This is a genomic window from Micrococcus sp. KRD012 (genome assembly GCF_017168555.1).
Classification (GTDB): Bacteria; Actinomycetota; Actinomycetes; order Actinomycetales; family Micrococcaceae; genus Micrococcus; species Micrococcus luteus.
Window position 1 is genome coordinate 57,248 of record NZ_JABFBB010000007.1, and the last position, 24,204, is coordinate 81,451.

The following is a 24,204-nucleotide window of genomic DNA, read 5'->3' on the forward strand; positions in this document are numbered from 1 at the left end:
CACCCGCACGCGCGAGATCCACCTCGCCTCCCGCCCCCACGGCGCCCCGACGCCGGAGAACTTCCGTCTCACGGAGGTCGAGCTCCCCGAGCTCGCCGAGGGCCAGGTCCTCGTGCGCAACACCGTGATGTCCGTGGACCCGTACATGCGCGGCCGCATGAACGACGTCGAGTCCTACGTGCCTCCGTTCCAACTCGACGCCCCCCTCGACGGCGGCGCGGTGGGCACCGTGATCGCCTCGCGCCACGCGGACGTGCCGGAGGGCACGTCCGTGCTCCACGGCCGCGGCTGGCGCGAGCACGCCGTCCTCGACGGCGACACCGTCCAGGTCGTGGACACCTCCCAGTTCTCGGACAGCACCTACCTGGGCGTGCTGGGCATGACGGGTCTGACCGCCTACACCGGCCTCGTGCACGTGGCCGAGATGCAGGAGGGCGACGCCGTCTTCATCTCGGGCGCCGCGGGGGCCGTCGGCTCGGTCGCCGGCCAGATCGCCCGCCTGCTGGGCGCCTCGCGCGTGGTCGGCTCGGCGGGCACGCCCGAGAAGGTGGCGCGGGTGAAGGAGCTGGGCTTCGACGCCGCGTTCGACTACCACGACGGCTCGCCCACCGATCTGCTGGCCGAGGCGGCGCCGGAGGGCATCGACGTCTACTTCGACAACGTGGGCGGCGACCACCTCGAGGCCGCCATCGCCGCGATGCGGGTCGACGGCCGCGTGGCGATGTGCGGCGCGATCGCCCAGTACAACTCGACGGAGCCGCCGGCCGCCCCGCGCAACCTCGCCCTGGCGATCGGCAAGTGCCTGACCCTGCGCGGCTTCGTCCTGCAGAAGTACGCAGCGCAGGTCCGCCCCGAGTTCCTGGAGCGCGTGGGCCCGTGGGTCGCCGCCGGGAAGATCCAGTGGGACGAGACCGTCCGGGAGGGGCTGGAGAACGCACCCCAGGCGTTCATCGACCTGCTCGAGGGTGCCAACACGGGGAAGATGCTCGTCCGGCTGTGACGGGCGACGGCGCACTCGGGGGCGGCATGGACACCTTCCGGCATCAGGGCCTGACCTTCGACGTCCGCGACGGCGGGCCGGCCGAGGGGGAGGTGGTCCTGCTGCTGCACGGCTTCCCGCAGGACGCCACGTCCTGGAGGCATGTCGAACCGCTGCTGCACGCCGCGGGGCTGCGCACGCTCGCCCCGGATCAGCGCGGCTACTCCCCGGGGGCCGCTCCGCGGGCGACGGCGGCCTATCGCCTCCCGGCGCTCGTGGGGGACGCCGTCGCGCTGGCGGACGCGGCGGGGGCGCGGCGCGTCCACGTCGTCGGCCATGACTGGGGTGGCGCCGTCGCCTGGGCGCTGGCCACCGCCCACCCCGAGCGCGTCGCGTCCCTGACGGTCCTGTCCACGCCGCACCCGGCCGCCCTGGCCCGCGCCCTGCGCGGCCCGGACCAGCTGCGCCGCAGCTGGTACATCGCCGCCTTCCAGGCGCCGGCCCTCCCCGAACGAATCCTCGCCCGACGGCTGGGCTCCCTGCTGCAACGGGGGCAGGTCCCCGGGGCGGAGCACTACGCCCGCCGGTTCTCCACCCCGCAGAGCCTGCGCGGCCCGGTGAACTGGTATCGGGCGAACCCGGATCTGGTGACCACCACGAGCAGCGCGCCCGTGACGGTCCCCACCACGTATGTGTGGGGCACCCGGGACGCGGCCCTGGGGCCGCGGGCCGCCGAGCTCACGGCCGGGCAGGTGGCGGGGGAGTACCGGTTCGTGAAGCTCGACGCGGACCACTGGCTGCCCGAGCGCGAGGCGGACGCCGTCGCCCGGGCGATCCTGGACCGGGTGCGCTGACCCGCGCTCCGCGCGGGCCGCTCCCGCCGTTTCAGCGCGGCCCGGCGGCCTCGGTGATCCGGTTCAGCAGGTCCATGAGGACCTGGCGCTCGGTGGTGTCGAGGGGGATCCGGGTGAGGGCGTCCACCGGGACCGTCCGGGCGGACGCCCGCAGCGCTCGTCCCTCGTCCGTCAGCCGGACCAGCACGCGTCGCTCGTCGTGGACGTCGCGCTCCCGCGTGACGAGCCCCATGCCGGCCAGGCGCCGCACCAGGGGTGTGATCGTCCCGTTGTCCATGCCGAGCCGGTCCCGCAGCGCGCCGACCCCCAGCGCGCCGGCGGCGTCCGACGTCGACGCCTCCGTCTCGGCCGAGGCGTCACCCTCCGCCTGCCACAGGGTGAGCATCACGAGGTACTGCGGGTAGGTGACGCCGAGGCGGGAGAGCAGGGGGCCGTAGCCGCGCGTGACGGCGCGCGCCGCCCGGTGCAGGGCGAAGCAGAGCTGGTCCTCGAGGGCGAGGCTGGGGGTCGGCGCGGCATCCATGGGAGCGATTCTAGTGGTCGCTGGGGAGCGACTTGGTTGCGCGCGACCTAACCGGGTGGGAGGCTGGAGCCGACTCGTCCCGCACGGGGCGGGCGGATGAAAGGACCTCTCATGGAGACCATCTACACCGCCGAGGCGCTCAGCACCGGCGCCGGCCGCGACGGCCATGTCCGCACCACCGACGGGCGGGTCGACCTCGACCTCGCCGTGCCCACCGAGATGGGCGGCTCCGGCCAGGGCACCAACCCCGAACAGCTGTTCGCCGCCGGCTACGCCGCGTGCTTCCACTCGGCCCTGCAGATGGTCGCCCGTGCCTCCCGTGCCGACATCACCGACTCCTCCGTCGGCGCGCGCGTGGGCATCGGCCGCCAGGGTGAGGGCTTCGGCCTGGAGGTCACCCTCGAGGTCGTGCTCCCCAATGTCCCCGCGGATCAGGCCCGCGCCCTCATGGAGCAGGCGCATCAGGTGTGCCCCTATTCGAACGCCACCCGGGGCAACATCGACGTCGTCCTCGAGCTCGGGGAGGCGTGATGACGAAGCACCGGCAGCCCGTCCCCCTCTCCCAGACCGCCGCCCGCCTCGGCCTCGGCGGGTTCATGACCGCCGCGGGGCTGTCCCACCTCACCGTGGCACGCCGTGAGTTCCGTGCCCAGGTGCCCTCGTGGGTCCCGCTCCCGGCGGACCTCGTGGTGCTCGGATCCGGCGTGGCCGAGATCGGCCTCGGGGCCGCTCTGCTGGCGCTCCCCGGGCAGCGCCGCCTGACCGGCACCGCCCTGGCGGCCTTCTACACCGCGATCTACCCCGGGAACATCGGGCAGTACGCCGAGCGCAAGGACGGCTTCGGGCTGGACACCGATGGCCGCCGCCTGGCGCGGCTGTTCGGCCAGCCCGCCCTCATCGCGGCCGCTTTGTGGGCCGCGGGAATCCCCGAGCGGGAGCAGGGCGGGCGCCGCTGACGCCGTCGCCGGTCCTGCGGTCCTGGGCCGGCTCCGGGCACGTGCCCGGAGCCGGCGTGACCTCACCCCGCCGCGAGGCGCGGCCCGTTCCGCAGGTGTCCGGCCCGGCGGGCCGTCAGCCGTGACGCATCGTCCCGGTCTCGAGGAAGCGCTGGTGCCAGGACAGGGCCTCGCCCAACAGGTGCGGGGTGTGCAGGCCGTCCGACTCGCGCATCGCGCGGTCGAAGTAGTCCCGCAGCTGCTCCCTGTAGTCCGGGTGCGCGCACGTGTCGATGATCGTGCGGGCGCGCTGCTTGGGGGAGAGGCCGCGCAGGTCGGCCAGCCCCTGCTCGGTGACCACCACGTGCACGTCGTGCTCGGTGTGGTCCACGTGCGAGACCATCGGCACGATGCAGGAGATGTCCCCGCCCTTGGCCGTGGAGGGGGTGAGGAAGAACGAGGTGAACGCGTTGCGGGCGAAGTCGCCGGAGCCGCCGAGACCGTTCATCATCTTCGTGCCCATCAGGTGCGTGGAGTTCACGTTGCCGTACAGGTCGGCCTCGAGCATGCCGTTCATGGCGAGGATGCCGAGGCGGCGCACGAGCTCGGGGTGGTTGGAGATCTCCTGGGTGCGCAGGATCAGCTTGTCCCGATACTTCGCGGCGTTGTCGTTGAACCGTTCGGCGGCCTCGGTGGACAGGGAGAACGCGGTCGCGGACGCGGTCGCCAGGGTGCCGGAGTCCAGGGCGTCGAGCATGCCGTCCTGCACCACCTCGGTGAACGCGGACAGGCCCGTGAACCGGGACTTCACCAGCTCGGACATCACCGCGTTCGCGATGTTGCCCACGCCCGACTGCAGCGGCAGCAGTCGCTCGTCGTACCGGCCCTGGGCCACCTCGTGCTCGAAGAACTCCACGAGGTGCTGGGCGATCGCGATCGAGTCCGCGTCGGCGGGCTTGAAGGCAGAGTTGCGGTCCGGGGCGTGGGTCTCGACGACGGCCACCACCTTGGCCGGATCGCACCGCAGGTACGTCTCACCGATGCGGTCCGCGGGGTGGGTGAGCATGATCGGCGTGCGGTGCGGGGGCAGCGCGGTGCCGTAGTAGACGTCATGCAGACCCTCGAGGTCCTCGCTCTGCCACGAGTTGACCTCGAGGATCACCTGATCCGCCAGGTCGATCCAGGACTTGTTGTTGCCCACGGAGGAGCTGGGGACGAGACGGCCGTCCTCGCGGATCCCGGACACCTCGATCACCGCGGTGGTCATGGGCCCGTAGAAGCCGTTCCACACGGTCTGCGCCAGGTGGGACAGGTGTGTGTCGATGTACTCGATCGCGCCCGCGTTGATCTTGGCGCGCATCGTCGGGTCCGACTGGAACGGGGTGCGCAGCGCGACGGCGTCCGCCTCGGCCAGCGCACCGTCCATCTCCGCGGAGGTGGACGCCCCCGTGTGGAGGTTGATGCGGAACTCCTCGCCGCGCGCGTGCAGCTCCTTGGCCCGCTCGGCCAGCGCCATCGGCACGGCCTTCGGGTAGCCGGACCCCGTGAACCCGCTCATGCCCACGGTGGTGCCGTGCTGGATGAACGCCGCCGCCTCCGCGGCGGACATCACCTTCGACCGGAGGCCGGGGTGGTGGATGCGGGACGACATGGGTGAGGCCTCCGTGCGGGTGAGACGAGTCGAGCGAGAGCGCTGTGACGTGGAACAGCGATCAGCGTACCCGCGTCACGGGTGGCCGTGGGGATGATCACGCCGGAGGTCGCCGAGCCCGACCTGCGTGATCGACGACGGCGAACAGGGCTCGGCACTCCGGGGCGGCGCGCCTAGGCTCGGCGTCATGCGAGCACTCGTCCTCCAGTCCTACGGCGGCCGTGAGGCCATGGCCCTCACCGACGTCCCCGCCCCCACGGTCGGCGCCGGCGAGGTGCTGATCCGCACCCGCGCGGTCGGCCTCAACCCCGTCGACGCGATGCATCGCGAAGGCGACTTCAAGGCCATCGCCCCCGACGACTTCCCCACGGTCGCCGGCAACGAGCTCAGCGGCATCGTCGAGACCGTGGGCGCCGGGGTGACCGCGTTCGCCCCGGGTGACGCGGTGATCACCCGCGTGGACCCCTCCGGCCACGGGGCGTTCGCCGAGCTGGCCGCGGTGCGCGCGGACTGGGTGGCCGCCGCGCCCGCCCGCATGCCCCTGACGGACGCGGCCGGCCTGCCGCTCGCCGGCCTGACCGCCCAGCAGGCACTCGGCCCGGAGCACCTGGACCTGCAGCCCGGGGAGCGGTTGCTGATCACCGGGGCCGCCGGCGGCGTCGGGCTGATCGCCACGCGCTTGGCACACCTGCGCGGCGCGCACGTGACCGTGACCGCCTCCGCGGCGGGTGAGCCGTACGTCCGCGAGGCCGGCGCCGACGCGGTGATCGACTATCGCGCCCGCACCGTCGCAGAGGGGGGCGAACGCTTCGACAAGGTGTTCGACCTCATCGGCGGTGATCAGATGGCCGAGCTGCTCGGCTCGATCGAGCCCGGCGGCCGGCTGGTGACCATCGCGGGCCCGCCGAGCCCCGGCAGCCTTCGTGAGACCGCGCGCCCGTCGCGTCGGCCGCTGGCCGCCGTCGTCTCCCGGGTGGCCAGTGCGAAGGTGCGCCGGGCCGCGAAGAAGGCCGGGGTGACCTACGAGTTCTTCCTCATGCATCCGGACGGGGCGGGCCTGGCCGAGCTCGTTCGGCTCGTGGACGCCGGCGAGCTGGCCGTGACCGTGGACAGCCGCTACCCCCTGGCCGACTGGGAGCAGGCGTTCGAGCGTCTCGAATCCCACCATGCCAAGGGCAAGGTGCTGCTCGAGTTCTGACCGGCGGGCGCGTCGGCGCCGGCCTGCCCGGGCCGGCACCGCCTCGTATCCTGGCCTCGTGCACCCGTCTGTGAGCGAGCCCCTCACCCGACTGCCGGACGGCACCGTCAAGCAGCGCAACCCCTTCACCGGTACCGAGGTCTGGACCGTGCCCGGCCGCGGCCACCGCCCGCTCGGCCTCGTCCGGCCCGCCCCGCAGCCGCTCGACCCCGCCCAGCACGGCCGGCACTGCGCCTTCTGCGAGCACCGGATGCTGGAGACGCCGCCGGAGAAGTCACGCATCGTCTCCATGAGGGCCGACGACGGCGCCCCGGCCTGGCAGATCCTGCGGCACCCGGCCGCGGAGCGGCTCGAGGAGACGACCCCGGCCTTTCGCCGGGTCCCCAACCTCTTCGAGATCCTCAGCTACGACTACTGGCGTCTCAACCACGGCTATGAACTTCCCCCGGACGCGCGCCGCCGCCGTGACGAATACCTGGCCACCGAGGCCGGCCGCGCCCACGTGCGCGCCGTCGTCGCCGCGAAGCTGCGCGCCTCCGGCCGCTCCACCGAGGAGGCTGCAGCGATGTCCGAGGCGGAGCTGATCGCGGCGTCGGCCGCATTCTTCGGCGGCACGCACGACGTGGTGATCGCCCGGCGGCACTTCGTCGACGACGCCGTGGACGACCACCAGCTCGCCTCCTCGGGCACCCTCACCCCGGACGAGCACCACGCCTTCCTGGCCCTCACCGCCGACGCGATGCGGGACCTCTACGCGACCACGCCCGCCGTGCGGTACGTCTCCGTGTTCCAGAACTGGCTCAAGCCCGCCGGTGCCTCCTTCGACCACCTGCACAAGCAGCTCGTGGCCATCGACGAGGTCGGCGCGCAGAACGCCGCCGTCCTGGACCGGCTGCGCGAGGACCCGCAGGTGTTCAACCACGCCGCGCTGGACGTGGCTGTGGCGCACGACCTCGTGATCGCCGCCAACGAGCACGCCGTGATGTTCGCCGGCTTCGGCCACCGGTACCCGACGGTCGAGGTCTACTCCACGAGCCCGGTGGGGCAGCCGTGGCGGCAGTCCGCGGCCGAGCTGCGCGCCGTCTCCGACCTGCTGCATGCCGCCCACGCGGCCACCGGCCCGGACGTCCCCTCCAACGAGGAGTGGCACACCCGCCCGCCCGGCGTCGCGGACCCGATGCCGTGGCGTGTGATGCTCAAGTGGCGCGTCTCCACGCTCGCCGGCTTCGAGGGCGCCACCAAGATCAACGTCAACACCCTCAGCCCGTGGGACGTGCGGGACCGGGTGCTGGCGAGGCTGCGGGAGCTGCGGGCGGCGGGCGCGCTCGCGGACGGGATGCGGATCGGGGCCGACGCGCGGGTCCGGCCGGGCATGCTCCGGTACGCGGACTGAGCGGCGGGGCCCGTCCCTCCGCGCGGTCGGTAGCGTGGGCGTCATGGCCCTCCACCTGCAGCGCTACCGCGAGATCGCCCACGTCATGGCCCGCAACGGCCTCATGGCCACGGCCGTGCAGGCCGGGCTCTCCCGGTGGCTGCCCCTCGAGGAGGGGGAGCCGCACCTGGGCATCGACGCCGAGGCCCGCCCCGAGCTGTTCGTGCGCACGTTCGAGGAGCTGGGCGTCACCTTCGTGAAGCTCGGGCAGCTGATCTCGGCGCGCCCGGACGTGTTCCCCGAGGCCTACTGCGCGGCGTTCGCCCGCCTCACGGACAGCACGTCGGCGGTGCCCTTCGAGGCCGTCGCCCGGACGGTCGAGGAGGACCTCGGCGCCGACGTCGACACCCTGTTCGCCTGGTTCGACCGGGCGCCCCTGGCCACCGCCTCCATCGGCCAGGCCCACCGCGCGCGCCTGCACGACGGGCGCGCCGTCGTCGTGAAGGTCCGCAAGCCCGGCGTGGTGGAGCAGGTCCAGGCGGACCTGGAGATCCTGCGGACGCTGGCGGCCACGTGGTCGCGGGCCTCACGGACCGTCGCCGACCTGGACGTGCCGGCCATGGTGGACGAGTTCGACCGCTCGCTGCGCGCCGAGCTCGACTACGTGGTGGAGGCGCGGGCCTGCGAGGAGATCGCCGCCGGCTTCCGGGACACCCCGGGCGTGCGGTTCCCGTGGATCGAGTGGGACCTGACCACCTCGCGCGTGCTGACCATGCAGGAGCTCTCCGGGCTGCGCGTGGACGACCTGGCCGGACTCGACGCCGCCGGCATCGACCGGGAGGAGCTGGCGTACCGGGCCGCCGACGTGCTGCTGGCCATGGTGTTCGAGCACGGCGTGTTCCACGCGGACCCGCACGCGGGCAACCTGTTCATCGAGCCGGACGGGACCGTCGGGTTCATCGACTTCGGCTCCGTCGGGCGGATCTCCCCGTCCCTCCGGCGCCGGTTCGCGGGCCTGGCCATGGCGCTGGCCCGGCAGGACACCGACGGACTGGTGCGGGCCCTGCTGGACATCGCCCCGCCGCGCGGCCCGGTGGACCGCCGTCGGCTCCGGCTGGAGGTGGCCCGGATCATCGGCCGCCTCGAGGGGCGCGAGCTCGAGGACATCCGCGTGGCGCAGCTGGTCTCGGAGATCTTCGCCCTGGTGCGGCGCCACCGGCTGTCCCTGCCGCCCGAGCTCGTGCAGCTGCTGCGGATGCTGATCATCGTGGACGGCATCGGCCGCCGCCTGCACCCCGGCTTCGACTACACCCGCGTGCTCGACCCCTTCGCCCTGCGCCTCGTGGGGGAGCACCTCGACCCTCGGCGGGTGGCGGGTCGGATCGGCCGGGCCACGATCGCGGCGGCCGAGCTCGGCATCGACCTGCCGGAGTACGCCCGCAAGGTGATGGAACGCATCGACGACGGCGGGATCGACGTCACCGTCCGCGCGAGCGAGCTCGAGCCGCTCGTGACGCGTCTCGAGCGGACGGGCGACCGGGTGGTGGCCGCCATGGTGGTGGCCGCGATGATCACCGGCGGCACGAACGTGCTCGTGGCGTACAAGGACCGGCTGGGCCGCTTCGCCGGGCCGGTGGTGGCCGCCGGCGGCGCCGCCCTGACCGGGGGCAGCGCCTATCTGGCCTGGATCAGCCGCCCCCGGCGTCGCCCCCGCTGAGGGCCGCGGGCGGGTTCGGTCGTCGGGATCATGCCCGCACCAGACCGGCCGCGGCGCAGGCCGTCTCGAAGTCGTCGAGGCCGAACGCCTGGATCGGGCTGACGACGCCGGCCTCGCGGGCCCGGCCTGCGGCGAGCTGCCGGGCGCCCCAGGCCATGAGGTCTCCGGTCAACGTGTAGGCGTTGGGGCCGCGCAGGTGCACGTCCGCCACGACGCGGCCGGCTGCGTCGCGCGCGATCGCCCCGACCCGGGAGCCCGTGCGGGCCCGGTCTGCCGCGTCGGGGCCACCCGGGTCGCCGGCCAGGGGCCGCAGCAGGGCCTGCACGCCGCGGGCGACGCCGGGGAGCCACCCCACCGCACCGAGGGCGGCGGCGCCGATCTGCGTGGGCCGGGCCGGGAACCAGCCGTTGAAGACCTCGACCTCATCCAGGCCGGGCTGCATCCGCGGCAGGAACAGGGACTCCGTGCCGCCGAACAGCACGCCACGGCGGTCCTGCCCGTCGACCCGGAAGACGGCCGATCGACTGGCCAGGCCCGTCGTCGCCAGTCGCCCGCCACGCCACGTGATGGCTCGCCCGGTGAGGGCGTCCACCATCGTCTGGCGCGTCCCGTGGCTGAGGTCGACGCGGGGGTCCAGCTCGCCGTCGGCGAAGTAGCCGATCTGCAGGGACCGTGCCCGTCCATCGGCCTCCGCCAGCGCGAGCCCGCCCGCGAGCATGCCCGGCGCGTAGTCGAAGCCGAGGGCGGGCAGCAGGGTGGCGCCCGAGCGTCGGGCGGTGGCGTCCAGGTCCGCCTTGAGGTCCTTCACGAAGCCGACCTCACCGGTCGAGTCCACGTAGTGCGCGCCCCGTTCCGCGGCGGCGCGGGCGACCGGCCGGCCGTAGCGTTCGAAGGGGCCGACCGTGGAGACCAGCACATCGCCCTCCGTGACCAGGGCCCTCAGCGAGGCGGGGTCCCCGGCGTCGGCGACGGCGACCTCCAGCCCGTCGTGCCGCTTCGCCGCGTGCTGGAGCGAGTCCCGGTTCCGGCCCGCCAGCACGGGCCGTGCACCCTGGGCCAGGAGGGCGTCCACGACGAGGGATCCGGCGTAGCCCGTCGCGCCGAGCACGATGATGCGGGGGGCGTCGGGGCGGTCGAGGTGCAGGGGAGAATCCGTCATGGGCCCCACGCTAGGCCGCGCACGCGGAGACCTCACGGGCTCGGCGGCGCCGATCCGCGTGGACCCCATCTCGCGCTCCTGGACCGGCGGAACCGGACACGGCGAGCCTGGTCCGGGACCCGCCTGCAGGAGCAGACTCGGAGGATGACCCGCACTCCGCCCGCCGTCGCCCCGCCCGCTCATTCCGCCTCGCCCGCCGACGAGTCCGGCGGCGAGAGCCTGCTGACCGTCCTGATCGCGCTCGGCGTGAACGCGGTGATCGCCGTCGTGAAGTCGATCGTGGGCGCGGTCACCGGCTCAGCCGCGATGGTGGCCGAGGCCGCACACTCCTGGGCCGACGCCGGCAATGAGGTCTTCCTGCTGCTGGCGGAGCGTCGGGCCGGCCGAGCCTCCGACGCGCGGCACCCGCTGGGCTACGGGCGGGCGGCCTACGTGTGGTCGATGGTCGCGGCCTTCGGCCTGTTCGCGGTGGGCTCGGCGGTCTCGGTCTGGCACGGGATCACGGCCTGGTCCGCCCCCGAGGAGGAGGCGGAGTACACGATCGCGTACATCGTGCTCGCCGTCGCGTTCGTGCTCGAGTGCGTCTCCTTCCTGAACGCGCATCGGCGCGTCCGCCGCGACGCGGAGCGGCGGCACATCAGCGATGCCATGTTCCTGCGCCAGACCTCGGACCCCACCCTGCGCGCCGTGTGGGTGGAGGACGCCTCGGCCCTGATCGGCCTGGTCATCGCGGCGGCCGCCCTCGCCCTGCACCAGCTCACCGGGGACCCCCGGTGGGACGCCGCCGGCTCGATCCTCGTGGGCGTGCTGCTCGGGGTCGTCGCGATCTTCCTGCTCTCGCGGAACATGGCGTTCCTCGTCGGCGAGGTCGCCGACCCGGTGGTCCGGACCCGGGTGCTGCGCTGGCTGCTGGAGCGGCCCGAGGTGCTCTCCGTGAGCTACCTGCACCTCGAGTACGTCGGTCCGGAGAAGCTCTTCGTCGTCGGGGCCGTGGACCTGGCCGGGGACGAGCGGGAGAGCGAGGCCGCGGTCCTGCTCCAGCGCGTGGAGGACGCCCTCCTCGAGCACCCGCGCGTGGCCGCCGTCGTGCTCTCCCTGTCCAACCCCGCCCACGCGCCCCTGGACCCGGAATCGCAGAACGCCCGCGCCTGAGCCCGCGCGGCCGGCATCGTACAGTGGCCTCTCGTGACCCAGACCACCCCGCCCGCTCCGTCCCTCGACCGCCTCCGGGAGGCGGCCCCGTACCTGTCCCGGTGGCTGGCCACCCAGGTGGAGACGCGGCACGTGCCCGGCGCCCAGGTGGCCGTGCGGCTCGGCGACGAGCTGGTGCTCTCCGCCGCGTTCGGGGTGGCCGACGAGGCCACCGGGGCGGAGCTGACCACCGGCCACCTGTTCCGCGTGGCCAGCCATTCCAAGACCTTCACGGCCGTCGCCGTGCTGCGCCTGGTCGCCGCCGGTCGTCTGCGCCTGGACGACACCGTGGCCGAACGACTGCCCGACTGTGCCGACACCCCGCTGGCCCGGGTCACCGTCCGCGAGCTGCTCTCGCACACCTCCGGCGCCATCCGCGACGGGGTGGACGCGGACCACTGGCAGCTCGACGGCCCCTTCCCGGACGCCGACGCCCTGCGCGCGATCGTCCGGGACCACGGCGCCACCTACGCCCCGCAGGAGCGCTTCAAGTATTCGAACATCGGGTACGGCCTGCTCGGGGCGATCATCGAGGCAGTCACGGGCCGCGGCTACGCCGAGCACGTCACGGAGGACATCCTCGTCCCGCTCGGCCTCACCGACACCCGCCCCGAGATCGACGACGACGCGGCGGGCCGGGCCGTCGTCGGCCACACCCGGGCCCACGGCCGTGGGCGTCGGGTGACCGTGGCACCGACCGCCACCGGCGCGCTGGCCGCGGCCACCGGCTTCGTCTCCACGGCGGAGGAGCTCAGCCGCTTCTTCTCCGCTCTCGCCCTGGACCGGCGCGAGCTGCTGGACGAGCACGCGCTGCGCCTGATGCACCGGGCCGAGGCCTCCTTCCCGCGGGGGGCCGGGACCGGCACCTACGGGCTCGGCCTGATCGGGATCAGCGTGGGCGGACGACGGCTCGTGGGCCACTCCGGCGGCTTCCCCGGGCAGATCACCCGGACCCTGATGGACCCGGCGACCGGTCTGACCGTCAGCGTGCTCACCAACGCCGTGGACGGTCCGGCGGACGCGCTCGCGGTGGGCCTCGTCGAGCTCATCGACCTGCTCGCCCAGGACGCCGCCGACGGGCAGGCGCTGCCCGCCGGTGTCACGACCGACGACCTCGACCGGCTGACCGGCCGCTACGTCTCCCTGTGGGGCGAGACGGACGTGGTTCGCGCCGGTGAGCGCCTCGTGCTGATCGACCCCGGCACGCCCGGCCCCCGCGACAGGATGCACGAGCTTCGAGCGCTGGACGCCACCACGTTCCTGCCCGAGGACGAGGACGGCTTCGGCGCGTCGGGGGAGCGCATCCCGTTCGACCTCGGCGACGACGGCCGGGTGGTGAGGATGCGCGTGTCCGGGGTGAGCAGCTGGCCCGAAGAGGACTACCTCGCCCGGCGTGGCGACGCGTGGGGTCACCGCTCGGCCGCCGGCCGTGGGGTGACCGGGCGGGACTGAGCCGCCGCCTGCGGGCGGGCGGCCTCAGTCGAGACCGGGGCGGCGGCGCGTGCGCTTCACCTCGGAGCGACGGTGTTTGGCCTCCAGGCGGCGCCGCCGAGAGCCGCGCGTCGGCTTGGTAGCCCGCCGCGGCGTCGGCGGGGCCAGGGCCTCGCGCAGCAGCGCCGCGAGCCGCTCGCGGGCGGCCACCCGGTTGCGCCGCTGGGCCCGGTGCTCCGCCACGCTGACGGTGAGCACCGTGCCGGCCAGCCGGGGCGCCAGCCGTGCGAGGACGCGGGCGCGCTGGACGTCGTCGAGGGCGGAGGTGGCCGCCAGGTCCAGACTGAGCTGGACCCGCGAGTCCGCCGTGTTCACGCCTTGACCGCCCGGGCCGGAGGCGTGGGAGAAGCGCTCGACGAGTTCGCCCGCGGGGATGACCAGCCCGCGGGGTGCGCCGGGGCCGGGGGTGACGCGCACGTCGCCGGGGCGGGGCTCAGCCACGGGGCGCCGCCGTCCGTGGTCCGCGCAGGTCCGCGAGTGCGACGAGGAGCGCGAGCGCCATGCACCCCGCCACCAGGGTGAAGGCGGCCATGAACGCCCCGTCCCAGTCGGCACCGGAGGCGACGCCCAGGAACACCCCCACGATCACGGCGGTGCCGACGGCCGTGCCGACGCGCTGGCCGGTCTGCAGGACGCCGCCGGCCGTGCCGGAGTGCCGCGGCGGGACCTCGGCCAGGCTGAGGGTCTGGTTGGGGGAGACCACCAGCCCCTGCCCGGCACCCAAGATGGCGAGGGTGAGCAGCAGCCACCATGGACTCAGGCCGAACTCCCGGTTGGCCCACGCCACCCCGATGGAGCCCACGACGGCGAGCAGCGCCAGCGCGATGCCGAGGACGACGATCTTCCGGCCCGTGCGCAGCACCACGCGACCGGCCACGGTGGACATCACGCTCGACATGACCGCCGAGGGAAGGCCGATGAGTGCGGCGTGCAGCGCCGGGTAGCCCAGCCCGTTCTGCATGAACATGGCGATCACCACGAACATGCTGGTCGAGCCGGTGAAGTAGATGGCGATCAGCAGGGCGCCGCACGCGAAGCTGCGGGTCTGGAACAGGCGCAGGTCCACCATCGGGGCGCGGCCCCGTCGGGCGTAGCGGGCCTCCCAGCGTGTCCAGAGGGCGGCCAGGCCGATGCCGACGGGCACGAGCACGAACCGCCACGGCCCGAGCTCACGGTCCAGGAACGGGAGCATGACGGCCACGAGGGCGCCGGCCAGCAGGACGACGCCGACCGGGTCCAGGTCCGGGCGCCGCGCCCGCTCGGGGGCGGTGCGCGGCAGCCACTGGCGGGCCACGACGAGGGCGCCGAGGGCGATCGGCACGTTCACCAGGAAGGTCGCGCGCCAGCCGAGGTCGCCGCCGAGCCACGCGATGAGCCCGCCGCTGAGCAGCGGCCCCACCGCCACGGACACCCCGACGACGGCGCCGAGCGCCCCGAACGCCCGGGCGCGGGAGGCGCCGGAGAACTCGCCCTGGATGAAGCCGGTGACCTGCGGATTGAGCAGGCCCGCGCCCACGCCCATGACCAGGCGCGCGAGCACGAGCAGGACGCCCGTGGGCGCCAGGCCGGACAGGAGCGCACCGAGCGCGAACACGCCGAGGCCCACCATGAACAGCCGGCGTCGTCCGAAGAGGTCACCCGCCCGGCCCGCCGGCACGAGCACCATGCCGAACACGAGGGTGTAGCCGGAGATGGCCCACTGCAGCTCCGCGTCACTGGCGTCCAGGCCCCGCTGCAGGGCGGGCAGGGCCACGTTGATGCTGGACACGGCCAGCAGGGACATGAAGATCGGGATGAGGAGCACCGCGAGGATGCGCTGCTGGTGCGGGGTGAAGACCGAGGACGCGGCGTCGTCGGACGGACGCGGGGCGACGGGCATGCGGTCTCCTTCTCGGGGGTGTCTCGGGCGCTCTCCAGGATCGGCCCTCGTCCCGCATCGTGCCAGGTCCCAGGGTCCTCGGCCCGGTGCGGCGCACGGAGGCCATGACCGCGGTCGACGCGCTGCCGCCCCTCACTTCGCGTCCGCGTATGACCCCACGCTGGAGACGGTGAGCGGGAAGTCCACGGGGGCGGGACCGAACAGCAGGCGGCCGGCGGCGCTCGCGGACTCCGCCACGACCGTCCGCACGGCCTCGGCCTCCGCGGCCGGGCCGTGCAGGACGACCTCGTCGTGGACGAAGAACACGAGTTCCGTGCGCATGCCGGCCGACCGCAGTCGACGGCGGATCTCGCCCATCCAGCACAGCGCCCACTCGGCCGCGGTGCCCTGCACCACGAAGTTCCGGGTGAAGCGGCCCTGGGAGCGCCGCCGTCGCCGGGCCGCGGACTCGGCGGCCTGGGTGCCGACGTCGGACACGGACTCCTGCCACTTCCGCCCCGGTGCGGGGGACCAGCGGCCCAGCCACGTGGACACCTGGCCGCCGCCCTCGCCGACGGTGGCCGCCCGCTCGAGCAGGCCGATCGCTCGGGGGTAGAGCCGGCGCAGGTGCGGCATGAGCGCCGCGGAGTCGCCCGTCGTCGAGCCGTACATCGCACCCAGCAGGGCGATCTTCGCGCGCCCGCGGTCGGCCAGCGCGGTGCCGGCCGCCCGGCCCTGCTCCGCCACCTCCCGGTACAGGTCGGGCGTGGTCCCGGCACGGGCCAGCGCCTCGTCGGCGGCCATCGCGGCGAGGATGCGCGGCTCCACCTGGGAGGCGTCGGCCACGGTCAGCGTCCACTCCTGGTCTGCGCGGACGGCGTCGCGCACCCCGGCCGGGACCTGCATGGCCCCGCCGCCGTGGGCGGCCCACCGCCCGGTCACCACGCCGCCGACCAGGTAGGCGGCGTGGAACCGGCCGTCGTCGCCGATCCACTGGTCCAGCCAGTGCCAGCCGTTGGCCGTCCACAGCCGGGCCAGGGCCTTGTACTCCAGCAGCGGCGCGAGCAGCGCGGCCCGCGCCTCGCGTTCCGCGCCGCCGGCGTCGATCCAGTGCTTCAGGTCCCACTGCCGCGTGGACTCCACGGCCACGCCCGCCGTCTGTAGCGCCCGCAGCAGGCTCGGCTGCGAGTCGGGGCTCAGCCCGGGGGAGCCCAGGACGTCGGCGATGCGTTCGGCCAGGGTCTGCAGGCGGGCGGGACGCTCGCCCGGTGCAGGCCGGGGGCCGAGCTGCTCGGCGAGGAGCGCCTCGTGCACGCCCCGGTCCCACGGCAGACCCGCCGCCCGGATCTCCGCGGCCACGAGTGCGCCCTGCGACTCCGCCGCCGCGAGCAGCCGCAGCCGGTGCGGGTGGGCCGAGCCCTCGACGGCCGCCCGCTGCGCGGCCAGCTCCGCCGCGAGCACGGTGACGTCCGGAGCGGGGCCGGCCTCGTCCGGCAGGTCGAAGAAGGACTCCTGACCGGCGGGCACCCGCGCCGGGCGCTCGGGCTCCGTCGGGTCGGCGACCTCGAGCTGCGCCACGGGCGTGTAACGCACCCCGCTGCCCGGCGCCGTCGCCGCGTGCCGCAGCATCCGCTGGACGAGGGCCAGGTCCCAGCACCGATCCACCCGCACCCCCGCCGCCAGCCAGGCGGCGTACTCCGTCCCGACGTCGGCGAGCACCCAGCGGACCGTGCTCGGGTCCACGCCCAGGCGGGCGGGCAGACCGGCCACGAGCCCGGCCACGGACCCGGCGGCGCAGGATCCCAGGGGAGAGGCGTCGTCCCCGTCCACGGCCCACCAGGCGCCGGGGCTGCCGACGGAGGCGGGGGCGGGGCCCAGGACGACGAACATGGCCCTCATTCTGCCCCGCCGCCTCCTCTGCGCGGGGCGAGGGGCTGTGCGACTTGCACGCTCGCTGAGCGGAGAACACACTGTGCGGACGCACCGGCGCGCAGCGGGGCCGTCGGGCGCGACCCAGAGAGGACCCACCATGACAGCGACCCGGTCCGGCGGCGCCGCGACGTCGCGCCTCAACGCCAAGGTGGTCGGCATCTCGGTCGCCGCCGCGCTCGGCGGCTTCCTGTTCGGCTTCGACACCTCCGTCATCAACGGCGCCGTGGACGCGCTCGCCGGGGAGTTCGGCCTCGGCGCCGGTCTCACGGGCTTCGCCGTCTCCTCGGCGCTGATCGGCTGCGCACTCGGCGCCTGGTTCGCCGGGCCGATCGCCAACCGCCGCGGCCGCGTGCCCGTGATGGTGATCGCCGCGATCCTGTTCCTGGTCTCCGCCATCGGCTCGGGCCTGGCGTTCGGCGTGGTCGACCTGATCGTCTGGCGCATGGTCGGCGGCCTGGGCGTGGGCGCCGCGTCCGTGATCGCCCCGGCGTACATCGCGGAGGTCAGCCCGGCCCATGTGCGCGGTCGCCTCGGCTCGCTCCAACAGCTGGCGATCGTCCTGGGCATCTTCGTCGCGCTCCTCACGGACGCGCTCTTCGCGACGATGGCCGGGGGAGCGGCGCAGCCGTTCTGGCTCGGCGTCGACGCCTGGCGCTGGATGTTCCTGGCCGAGGCCGTCCCGGCGGTGCTGTACGGCCTGTTCGCCCTGAAGCTGCCGGAGTCCCCGCGCTACCTGGTCGCCCGCGGCCGCACGGACGAGGCGGCCGAGGTCCTGCACGAGTTCACCGGCGTGGACCGGGTGAACCTGATGATCGAGGACATCCGGCGCTCGCTGGACTCGGAGCGCCGCGAGTCGCTGGCGGACCTGCGTGGACCGGCGGCGGGCCTGCAGCCGATCGTGTGGATCGGCATCCTGCTCTCCGTCTTCCAGCAGGCCGTGGGCATCAACGTGATCTTCTACTACTCCACCACCCTGTGGCGCTCGGTGGGCTTCGGGGAGTCGGACGCCCTCACGGTCACCGTGATCACCTCGGTCACGAACATCGCCGTCACCCTCATCGCGATCGCCCTGGTGGACCGCGTCGGCCGTCGCCCCATGCTGATCGCCGGCTCCGCCGGCATGACGGTCAGCCTCGGCCTGATGGCACTGGCCTTCTCCTTCGCGGAGACCGGCGGCGCCGAGTCCGTGTCCCTGCCGCAGCCGTGGTCCACCGTGGCGCTGGTGGCCGCGAACGCCTTCGTGGTGTTCTTCGGCGCCACCTGGGGTCCGCTGGTCTGGGTGCTGCTGGGCGAGATGTTCCCGAACCGCATCCGCGCCGGCGCGCTCGCCGTGGCCGCCGCCGCGCAGTGGGCGGCGAACTTCACCGTCTCCACCACGTTCCCGTGGTTGGCGGACATCGGCCTGACCCTCGCCTACGGCCTGTACGCGATCATGGCGGCGCTGTCCCTGGCCTTCGTGGCGGCCTTCGTCCCCGAGACCAAGGGCAAGACGCTCGAGGAGATGAGCGACGTCGTCGTGCGCTCCCCGGGGCAGCGGCGCGCGGTGCGCGCCGAGGCGGAGCGGGACCTGCGCGGCTGACACCGCCCGTCCCGACGACGGCCCCCTCCCTGAGCTGCGGACAGGGAGGGGCCGTGGTGTGTGCGGGGCGGGTCAGCCGGCGTCGGCGCCGGTGGCGACCTCCTCGTCGTCGCGGCGCTCCAGGCCCTCGTCCGCGGAGTCCTCGATGAGACGGTCTCCGGCGATCTTGTCGACGATCATCGCGATGGCGGCGTCGCCGGTCACGTTGGTGGCGGTGCCGAAGGAGTCGATGGCGATGTACGTGGCGACCATGAGCGCGACCTGCGGCTCGGTGAAGCCGAGCATCGAGGACAGCAGGCCCGAGGCCGCCACGATCGCGCCGCCGGGCACGCCGGGCGCCGCGACCATGGTGACGCCCAGCATGAAGATGAAGCCCACGAACACCGGGATGTCGATCGCCTGGCCCGAGAGGAACAGCACTGCGATGGAGAACGAGACGATCTTCACCGTGGAGCCGGCCAGGTGGATCGTCGCGCACAGCGGCACGACGAACGAGGCGATCGGCCGGCGCACGCCGAGCCGCAGGGTCTGGCGCAGGGTCACCGGGATGGTCGCCGCCGAGGACGAGGTGCCCAGGGCCGTCGCGTAGGCCGGCAGCATCGTCTTCAGGGCCGTGAACGGGTTGCGGCCCGCGATCGCGCCCGCGACGACGTACTGGACGAGCAGCAGCACCACGGTGAGGCCGAAGACCAGCAGGATCACACCGAGGAACGTGGTGATGACCTTGAAGACCTCACCGGCGGCGGTCATGTTCAGGAACACGCCGAAGATGTAGACGGGCAGCAGCGGCACGATCAGGCCCATGACGACCCGCTCGATGATGGATCGCAGCTGGTCGAAGCCCTCGTGCAGGGCGCCGCGCGGCAGCGTCGTCAGGCCGATGCCGAGCACGAACGCGAGCAGCAGGGCCGTCATCACGCCGAAGGGCGGGTCCATCTGCACCTCGAACAGCGGGCCGAGCAGCGCGTCCTCGGGGTTGGCCATCGCCTCGAAGGACCCGGGCGTGAGGATCAGCGGGAAGACGAGCAGGCAGACCAGCAGGGCGCCGAAGCCGCCGAACAGGGTGGAGCCGTAGGCGATGCCGCCGGTCAGGGCCAGCAGCTTCCCCGCGCCCCGGCCGATGTCGCCGATCGCGGGGGCGACGAGCGCCAGGATCAGCACCGGGACGATGAAGCCCAGGAAGTTCGAGAACAGCCCGTTGAAGGTGGCGAAGGCCTGCACGAGCCAGGTCGGCGCGACCAGGCCGACGAGGACGCCGGCCACGATCGCGAGGAGGATGCGGGGCAGCAGGCCGACGCGGCGGCGGGGCGCGGCGACGGCGCCCCCGGAGTCGGGGCCGGACGCGTCGAGGGCGTCGGAGTGGGAGCGAGACATGGCCGACACGCTAGCGCAGGCCGTCCTGCCCGTCGCCTGGTCGTCGGGCCGTCCGCGGCGGTGCCGGTGACCCCCGTCGTGGTGCAGAACACAGGGAGTGCCACCGTCTCGGGTAGCGTGCAAGAGCACGCCCGCCCCACCCGGACCGAAGGAGACGACGATGACGGTCCTGCCCCGCCCCGCAGACGCCCGGGCCGCCCAGGGGCGCGCTGCCGGCGTGGAGGCCGCATGAGCGAGTTCCTCGCCTCACGCTGGCCGGACATCCTCTTCCGGGCCTGGCAGCACGGGTGGCTCGTGCTGCAGGCGCTGGCCATCGCCACCGTGCTCGCCATCGCGCTGGCCGTGATCGCCACGCGGATCAAGGCCCTGACCCCGATCGCGAACGCCTTCACGGCCGTCGGGCTGACCCTGCCCTCCTTCGCGCTCATCGGCGTCCTGATCCCCCTGGTGGGCATCGGGACCGTCCCCGCCGTCGTGGTGGTGGTCTTCTACGCCCTGCTGCCCATCCTCCGCAACGCGCTCGTGGGTCTGCGCGGCGTGGACCCGGAGGTGCTGGAGGCCGCCCGGGGGATGGGCATGGGGCCCGTGGCGCTGTTCACCCGGGTGCGTCTCCCGCTGGCCTGGCCCGTGATCCTCACCGGCATCCGGGTCGCGGGCCAGCTCGGCATGGGCGTCGCCGCGGTCGCGGCCTACGTCCTGGGGCCCGGACTGGGCTCGTACATCTTCACGGGGCTGGTCTCCCTGGGCGGCGCCAACGCGTTGAACTACGCCCTCGTGGGCACCCTCGGCATCGTCGTCGTCGCCCTCGTCCTGGACGGGCTGCTCGTGCTGCTCGGCCGGCTCACCATCTCGAAGGGACTGCGCGCATGAGCACCGACCGTGACGCCGGGGCCGAGATCCGTCTCGAGTCCCTGACGAAGCTCTATCCGGGGCAGGACCGTCCCGCCGTGGACGCCCTGGACCTCATCATCCCCGCGGGGGAGACCGTGGTGTTCGTCGGCCCGTCCGGCTGTGGCAAGACCACCTCGCTGAAGATGATCAACCGCCTCATCGAGCCCACCTCCGGGCGGATCCTGATCGGTGGGGAGGACATCACACGCCGTGACCCCACCCGGCTGCGCCGTCAGATCGGCTACGTCGTGCAGGGCGGCGGCATGATGCCCCACCTGTCCGTCGCCGAGAACGTCGGCCTGGTGCCGCGCCTGCTCAAGTGGGACCGCCGGCGCATCGCCGACCGTGTGGACGAGCTGCTCGACCTCGTCGGCCTGGACCCGGCGATCTATCGAGACCGTTTCCCGCGCGAGCTGTCCGGCGGACAGCAGCAGCGCGTCGGCGTGGCCCGGGGCCTCGCGGCGGATCCTCCCGTGCTGCTCATGGACGAGCCCTTCGGCGCCGTGGACCCCCTCACCCGCCAGCGCCTGCAGCAGGAGATGCTCGACATCCAGGCCAGGGTGGGCAAGACCATCGTGATGGTCACCCACGACGTGGATGAGGCCGTGCTCCTGGGCGACCGGATCCTGGTGCTCGAACCCGGCGCGCACGTGGCCCAGTACGCCACCCCCGAAGAGGTCCTGGCGCGGCCGGCCACCGAGTTCGTGGCCGACTTCGTGGGGTCGGGGGCGGGGCTCAAGCGGCTGGGGCTGCGGTCGGTCGACTCGCTGCCGCTGCGCCCGATCGCACAGCACCCGACGGGCACGCTGCCGGGCGGGCCCGTGCTCGACGCGGCCACCCCGATCAGCGAGGCCCTCGCCGTGCTGGTCACGGCCCCGGCGGAGGAGATCGCCGTGGTCCGTGGTGGCACGGTCATCGGTCTGCTCGACTATGCGACACTGCGCGCGCACGCCCGCGCCGGCGACGAGCAGGCTCGGCCATGATCGCCCGGCTGCGTGCGGCCTCCGCCGAGGACCGCCTGCTCCTGATCGGCCTGCCGCTGCTGGTGGCCGCCCTGCTGATCGGGTGGACCGTCTGGGTGCGCGGAGCCGCCCTCGACGACGTCGAGGCCCGGCTGCTGACCTGGCCCACCGTCCTGCGCCTCACCGCCGAGCACCTGGCCCTCGTCGGCGTGTCCACCGTTCTGGTCGTGGCGACGGCCATCCCGCTCGGCGTGCTGCTGAGCCGCCCCGCCGCCCGGCGGTTCACCCCCGTCGCCATGGGGCTGGCCAACGCCGGCCAGGCCGCTCCCGTGATCGGTGTGATCGTCCTGCTCGCCATGGCGTGGGGGTTCGGCTTCCGGGTCGCCGTCCTGGCCCTGTCCCTCTACGCGTTCCTGCCCGTGCTGGCCAACACGCTGGCCGGGCTGCGGGGCGTCGACCCCACCGTCGTCGAGGCGGCCCGCGGCATGGGCATGTCGCCGCTGCAGACCCTGTTCCGGGTGGAGCTGCCCTTGGCCCTGCCCGTGATCATGGCGGGTCTGCGGACCGCCCTGGTGCTGCTGGTGGGCACCGGGGCGTTCGCGACGTTCATCGACGCCGGCGGCCTCGGCCTGCTCATCCAGACCGGGATCGTCCTGTTCCGCTTCCCGCTGCTCGTCTCGGGGGCGATCCTCGTGGCCGCCCTCGCCCTGATGATCGAGTGGATCGGCCGCCTCGTCGAGACGCTGGCCACGCCGAGGGGGCTCGCATGACCACCCCGCGCGCGACCCTCCCGTCCCGCCGCCGCGGCCGGACCCCCGCTCGTGCCGCGCTCGCCGCGCTCGGCCTGGCGGCCTCCCTGGTCCTGTCCGGGTGCGGGCTGAGCACCGCCGGCGGCTACCTGCCCTCGGGCACGCCCGCCGGCGACGTCGCCGGGATCGACCTCGAGGGCGCCCACGTGGCGGTGGGCTCCAAGAACTTCAACGAGGGCGTCGTGCTCGGCAAGATCACCGCGATCCTGCTGCGCTCCGCGGGGGCCGACGTCGAGGATCTGACCAACATGCCGGGTTCGCTCAGTGCGCGCCAGGCCCAGGTCGCAGGCGTCGTGGACGTCGAGTGGGACTACACGGGGACGGCCTGGATCACGTACCTGGGCCACACCGATCCGATCCCGGACGCCCAGGCGCAGTGGGCCGCGGTCCGGGACGAGGACGCGCAGCAGGGCCTGGTGTGGCTGCCGCCGGCCGAACTCGACAACACCTACACCTTCTCCGTGCGCCAGGACCGGGCGGAGGAGCTCGGCCTGGAGACCCTCGCGGACATCAAGGACCTCCCCACGGAGGACCAGTCCTTCTGCGTGAGCGCCGAGTTCGCCGCCCGCAACGACGGGTTCCTGCCCATGCTCGAGGCCTACGGGATCGAACGGCCCACCGGATCCCGGCTGCGCCAGATGGACATCGGGGCGGTGTTCGCCGCGGTGGCGGACGGGTCGTGCACCTTCGGGGAGGCGTACGCCACGGACGGGCGGATCGCCGCGCTGGACCTGACGACCCTGCAGGACCCGCTGGGCTTCTTCCCGAAGTACAACGCAGCCCCCATCGTGCGCGAAGAGGTCCTGGCCGAGCACCCCGAGATCGCCGACCTGCTGGCGCCCGTGACCGCGCGCCTGGACAACGCGACGGCCGCGCGCCTGAACGCCCGGGTGGACGTCGACGGCGAGGAGCCCACCCAGGTCGCGTGGGACTGGCTCCGCGAGGAGGGCCTGATCACCGACTGACGGTCCGCCGACGCCGCCGGCACGGCGGATCAGGCAGCCGTCAGCGTGCGCGAGTAGACCGTCCGGCCGACGGCGTTGATCAGACGCACCCGGAACTCGCGGCCGTCCTCGGGGATCTCGACGTGGCCGAAGTACTGGTGCTCGCCGGAGCGCGGCGAGCCCATGACCGGCCCGTGCGCCTCGAAGTCCAGGCGCGGGCCGAAGGTGCCGTCCAGCGTGTTCGGGCCGGACGATCCGGCGTTGATGGGGCCGGCCACGAACTCCCAGAACGGCTCGAAGTCGGTGAACGCCGCGCGCAGCCCGCGGATGAGCCACTGCAGCTGTTCCTCGCCCAGGATCGGGGTCTCGTGGGTCTCGAGACGCTGGGTGTTCTCGCCCTTGTGGGTGCGCATGTCCAGGGCGAACACGTCGAGCGTCGCGCCGCGGGGGATCCTGCGGTGGATGCGGGTGGGCGCGAGGCCGGAGCCGCGGTGCAGGGCCGTGGAGTCGGCGATCGGCATGTACTCCTGCCACGCTCGCCGGGCGCCGTCGTGAAGCGGGCCACGGCCGACTCGCCCAGGCGGCCGGCCTCGTCCTCGAACGCGTACGTCACCTCGAAGCGGGCGCCGGAGGGCAGCGTGTCCGCGAGGATCTTCGCGGTGTGGTCGGCGGCCCCGTCGACCCAGCCGGAGCGCAGGGTCAGCCCGCGAGCGAAGCGGCCGCGCAGCACCAGCCCGTCCTCGTCGACCGCGCGCAGCGTGGCGTGCAGGCGCGAACGGCCGGAC

The 24,204-nt window shown here is 73.9% G+C and carries 22 protein-coding genes; 14 read left to right on the forward strand and 8 right to left on the reverse strand.

Annotated features, from left to right (window positions below; all coding sequences use genetic code 11):
- A partial coding sequence (locus J1M37_RS03665) for an NADP-dependent oxidoreductase (protein ID WP_206452123.1) occupies positions 1-1,000 on the forward strand: 1,000 nt, incomplete at its 5' end.
- Between the two features lie 26 nt (positions 1,001-1,026).
- The gene (locus J1M37_RS03670; RefSeq protein WP_241250820.1) at positions 1,027-1,833 is read left to right on the forward strand and encodes an alpha/beta fold hydrolase; all 807 of its coding nucleotides are present in this window, start codon (positions 1,027-1,029) and stop codon (positions 1,831-1,833) included.
- Positions 1,834-1,864: 31 nt separating this feature from the next.
- On the opposite strand, the gene J1M37_RS03675 is transcribed toward J1M37_RS03670, so the two are convergent.
- Positions 1,865-2,356, reverse strand: a complete 492-nt coding sequence (locus tag J1M37_RS03675) for a MarR family winged helix-turn-helix transcriptional regulator (RefSeq protein ID WP_206452125.1) — start codon at positions 2,354-2,356, stop codon at positions 1,865-1,867.
- A 111-nt stretch (positions 2,357-2,467) separates the two neighbouring features.
- On the opposite strand from J1M37_RS03675, the gene J1M37_RS03680 reads away from it, so the two are divergent.
- The gene (locus J1M37_RS03680; RefSeq protein WP_002855232.1) at positions 2,468-2,887 is read left to right on the forward strand and encodes an organic hydroperoxide resistance protein; all 420 of its coding nucleotides are present in this window, start codon (positions 2,468-2,470) and stop codon (positions 2,885-2,887) included.
- A complete protein-coding gene (locus J1M37_RS03685; RefSeq protein ID WP_036382887.1) occupies positions 2,887-3,312 on the forward strand; it encodes a DoxX family protein in 426 nt (141 codons plus the stop codon). Before J1M37_RS03680 ends, J1M37_RS03685 begins: the two co-directional genes overlap by 1 nt.
- Before the next feature lie 115 nt (positions 3,313-3,427).
- Here the strand turns inward: J1M37_RS03685 and J1M37_RS03690 are convergent, their stop codons facing one another.
- Positions 3,428-4,942 (reverse strand): acetyl-CoA hydrolase/transferase family protein, encoded by a 1,515-nt coding sequence (locus tag J1M37_RS03690; protein ID WP_002855229.1) that lies wholly within the window; start codon positions 4,940-4,942, stop codon positions 3,428-3,430.
- A 187-nt stretch (positions 4,943-5,129) separates the two neighbouring features.
- Here J1M37_RS03690 and J1M37_RS03695 point away from each other — a divergent pair, with 187 nt between their 5' ends.
- The 3 genes from J1M37_RS03695 (at position 5,130) to J1M37_RS03705 (ending at position 9,229) form a co-directional block, all read left to right on the forward strand.
- Positions 5,130-6,140 (forward strand): NADP-dependent oxidoreductase, encoded by a 1,011-nt coding sequence (locus J1M37_RS03695; RefSeq protein WP_036316411.1) that lies wholly within the window; start codon positions 5,130-5,132, stop codon positions 6,138-6,140.
- A gap of 70 nt (positions 6,141-6,210) precedes the next feature.
- On the forward strand, positions 6,211-7,533 hold the full coding sequence (locus J1M37_RS03700) for a DUF4921 family protein (RefSeq protein ID WP_206452126.1): 1,323 nt from the start codon (positions 6,211-6,213) through the stop codon (positions 7,531-7,533).
- Positions 7,534-7,576: 43 nt separating this feature from the next.
- Positions 7,577-9,229, forward strand: coding sequence for an ABC1 kinase family protein (locus tag J1M37_RS03705; RefSeq protein ID WP_206452127.1), 1,653 nt, complete (start codon positions 7,577-7,579; stop codon positions 9,227-9,229).
- Positions 9,230-9,257: 28 nt separating this feature from the next.
- Here J1M37_RS03705 and J1M37_RS03710 read toward each other — a convergent pair whose 3' ends face one another.
- Positions 9,258-10,388, reverse strand: a complete 1,131-nt coding sequence (locus J1M37_RS03710) for a saccharopine dehydrogenase family protein (RefSeq protein WP_144818654.1) — start codon at positions 10,386-10,388, stop codon at positions 9,258-9,260.
- Between the two features lie 144 nt (positions 10,389-10,532).
- Between J1M37_RS03710 and J1M37_RS03715 the strand changes: the two genes are divergently transcribed.
- A complete protein-coding gene (locus tag J1M37_RS03715) occupies positions 10,533-11,540 on the forward strand; it encodes a cation diffusion facilitator family transporter (RefSeq protein ID WP_144818656.1) in 1,008 nt (335 codons plus the stop codon).
- A gap of 33 nt (positions 11,541-11,573) precedes the next feature.
- Entirely contained in the window at positions 11,574-13,031 is a 1,458-nt protein-coding gene (locus J1M37_RS03720; protein WP_206452128.1) for a serine hydrolase, read from the forward strand.
- Between the two features lie 24 nt (positions 13,032-13,055).
- Here the strand turns inward: J1M37_RS03720 and arfB are convergent, their stop codons facing one another.
- The 3 genes from arfB to J1M37_RS03735 all read right to left on the reverse strand — a co-directional run bounded on the left by arfB (position 13,056) and on the right by J1M37_RS03735 (position 16,818).
- Complete coding sequence (gene arfB / locus J1M37_RS03725; RefSeq protein WP_036338705.1) at positions 13,056-13,511, reverse strand: alternative ribosome rescue aminoacyl-tRNA hydrolase ArfB; 456 nt, start codon at positions 13,509-13,511, stop codon at positions 13,056-13,058.
- Positions 13,504-14,949, reverse strand: a complete 1,446-nt coding sequence (locus J1M37_RS03730; protein WP_144818660.1) for an MFS transporter — start codon at positions 14,947-14,949, stop codon at positions 13,504-13,506. Before J1M37_RS03730 ends, arfB begins: the two co-directional genes overlap by 8 nt.
- 132 nt (positions 14,950-15,081) lie before the next feature.
- Positions 15,082-16,818 carry a bifunctional 3'-5' exonuclease/DNA polymerase gene (locus J1M37_RS03735; RefSeq protein ID WP_206452129.1) on the reverse strand — a complete coding sequence of 579 codons (1,737 nt, stop codon included), beginning with the start codon at positions 16,816-16,818 and terminating at the stop codon, positions 15,082-15,084.
- 139 nt (positions 16,819-16,957) lie between these two features.
- Here J1M37_RS03735 and J1M37_RS03740 point away from each other — a divergent pair, with 139 nt between their 5' ends.
- Entirely contained in the window at positions 16,958-18,439 is a 1,482-nt protein-coding gene (locus J1M37_RS03740; RefSeq protein WP_206452130.1) for a sugar porter family MFS transporter, read from the forward strand.
- 72 nt (positions 18,440-18,511) lie between these two features.
- Here the strand turns inward: J1M37_RS03740 and J1M37_RS03745 are convergent, their stop codons facing one another.
- The gene (locus J1M37_RS03745; RefSeq protein ID WP_206452131.1) at positions 18,512-19,813 is read right to left on the reverse strand and encodes a dicarboxylate/amino acid:cation symporter; all 1,302 of its coding nucleotides are present in this window, start codon (positions 19,811-19,813) and stop codon (positions 18,512-18,514) included.
- Positions 19,814-20,041: 228 nt separating this feature from the next.
- Between J1M37_RS03745 and J1M37_RS03750 the strand changes: the two genes are divergently transcribed.
- Genes J1M37_RS03750 through J1M37_RS03765 form a run of 4 tightly spaced genes read left to right on the forward strand, consistent with a single transcriptional unit; the run spans position 20,042 to position 23,440 of the window.
- Positions 20,042-20,683, forward strand: a complete 642-nt coding sequence (locus J1M37_RS03750; RefSeq protein WP_002855197.1) for an ABC transporter permease — start codon at positions 20,042-20,044, stop codon at positions 20,681-20,683.
- Entirely contained in the window at positions 20,680-21,687 is a 1,008-nt protein-coding gene (locus J1M37_RS03755) for an ABC transporter ATP-binding protein (protein ID WP_166437530.1), read from the forward strand. The genes J1M37_RS03750 and J1M37_RS03755 overlap by 4 nt, the downstream gene beginning before the upstream one ends.
- On the forward strand, positions 21,684-22,436 hold the full coding sequence (locus tag J1M37_RS03760) for an ABC transporter permease (protein ID WP_206452132.1): 753 nt from the start codon (positions 21,684-21,686) through the stop codon (positions 22,434-22,436). Before J1M37_RS03755 ends, J1M37_RS03760 begins: the two co-directional genes overlap by 4 nt.
- On the forward strand, positions 22,433-23,440 hold the full coding sequence (locus tag J1M37_RS03765; protein ID WP_206452133.1) for a glycine betaine ABC transporter substrate-binding protein: 1,008 nt from the start codon (positions 22,433-22,435) through the stop codon (positions 23,438-23,440). Before J1M37_RS03760 ends, J1M37_RS03765 begins: the two co-directional genes overlap by 4 nt.
- 29 nt (positions 23,441-23,469) lie before the next feature.
- Here J1M37_RS03765 and J1M37_RS11415 read toward each other — a convergent pair whose 3' ends face one another.
- Positions 23,470-23,940, reverse strand: coding sequence for an alkaline phosphatase D family protein (locus J1M37_RS11415; RefSeq protein WP_060973549.1), 471 nt, complete (start codon positions 23,938-23,940; stop codon positions 23,470-23,472).
- Positions 23,941-24,204 lie beyond the last annotated feature (264 nt).

Coding starts and splice junctions, on each gene's coding strand:
- J1M37_RS11415 (WP_060973549.1), bottom strand. CDS start 23,940: ATGCCGATCGCCGACTCCACGGCCCTGCACCGCGGCTCCGGCCTCGCG.
- J1M37_RS03685 (WP_036382887.1), top strand. CDS start 2,887: ATGACGAAGCACCGGCAGCCCGTCCCCCTCTCCCAGACCGCCGCCCGC.
- J1M37_RS03735 (WP_206452129.1), bottom strand. CDS start 16,818: ATGTTCGTCGTCCTGGGCCCCGCCCCCGCCTCCGTCGGCAGCCCCGGC.
- J1M37_RS03740 (WP_206452130.1), top strand. CDS start 16,958: ATGACAGCGACCCGGTCCGGCGGCGCCGCGACGTCGCGCCTCAACGCC.
- J1M37_RS03750 (WP_002855197.1), top strand. CDS start 20,042: ATGAGCGAGTTCCTCGCCTCACGCTGGCCGGACATCCTCTTCCGGGCC.
- J1M37_RS03765 (WP_206452133.1), top strand. CDS start 22,433: ATGACCACCCCGCGCGCGACCCTCCCGTCCCGCCGCCGCGGCCGGACC.
- J1M37_RS03755 (WP_166437530.1), top strand. CDS start 20,680: ATGAGCACCGACCGTGACGCCGGGGCCGAGATCCGTCTCGAGTCCCTG.
- J1M37_RS03695 (WP_036316411.1), top strand. CDS start 5,130: ATGCGAGCACTCGTCCTCCAGTCCTACGGCGGCCGTGAGGCCATGGCC.
- J1M37_RS03715 (WP_144818656.1), top strand. CDS start 10,533: ATGACCCGCACTCCGCCCGCCGTCGCCCCGCCCGCTCATTCCGCCTCG.
- J1M37_RS03760 (WP_206452132.1), top strand. CDS start 21,684: ATGATCGCCCGGCTGCGTGCGGCCTCCGCCGAGGACCGCCTGCTCCTG.
- J1M37_RS03710 (WP_144818654.1), bottom strand. CDS start 10,388: ATGACGGATTCTCCCCTGCACCTCGACCGCCCCGACGCCCCCCGCATC.
- J1M37_RS03680 (WP_002855232.1), top strand. CDS start 2,468: ATGGAGACCATCTACACCGCCGAGGCGCTCAGCACCGGCGCCGGCCGC.
- J1M37_RS03705 (WP_206452127.1), top strand. CDS start 7,577: ATGGCCCTCCACCTGCAGCGCTACCGCGAGATCGCCCACGTCATGGCC.
- J1M37_RS03730 (WP_144818660.1), bottom strand. CDS start 14,949: ATGCCCGTCGCCCCGCGTCCGTCCGACGACGCCGCGTCCTCGGTCTTC.
- J1M37_RS03690 (WP_002855229.1), bottom strand. CDS start 4,942: ATGTCGTCCCGCATCCACCACCCCGGCCTCCGGTCGAAGGTGATGTCC.
- J1M37_RS03745 (WP_206452131.1), bottom strand. CDS start 19,813: ATGTCTCGCTCCCACTCCGACGCCCTCGACGCGTCCGGCCCCGACTCC.
- J1M37_RS03670 (WP_241250820.1), top strand. CDS start 1,027: ATGGACACCTTCCGGCATCAGGGCCTGACCTTCGACGTCCGCGACGGC.
- J1M37_RS03675 (WP_206452125.1), bottom strand. CDS start 2,356: ATGGATGCCGCGCCGACCCCCAGCCTCGCCCTCGAGGACCAGCTCTGC.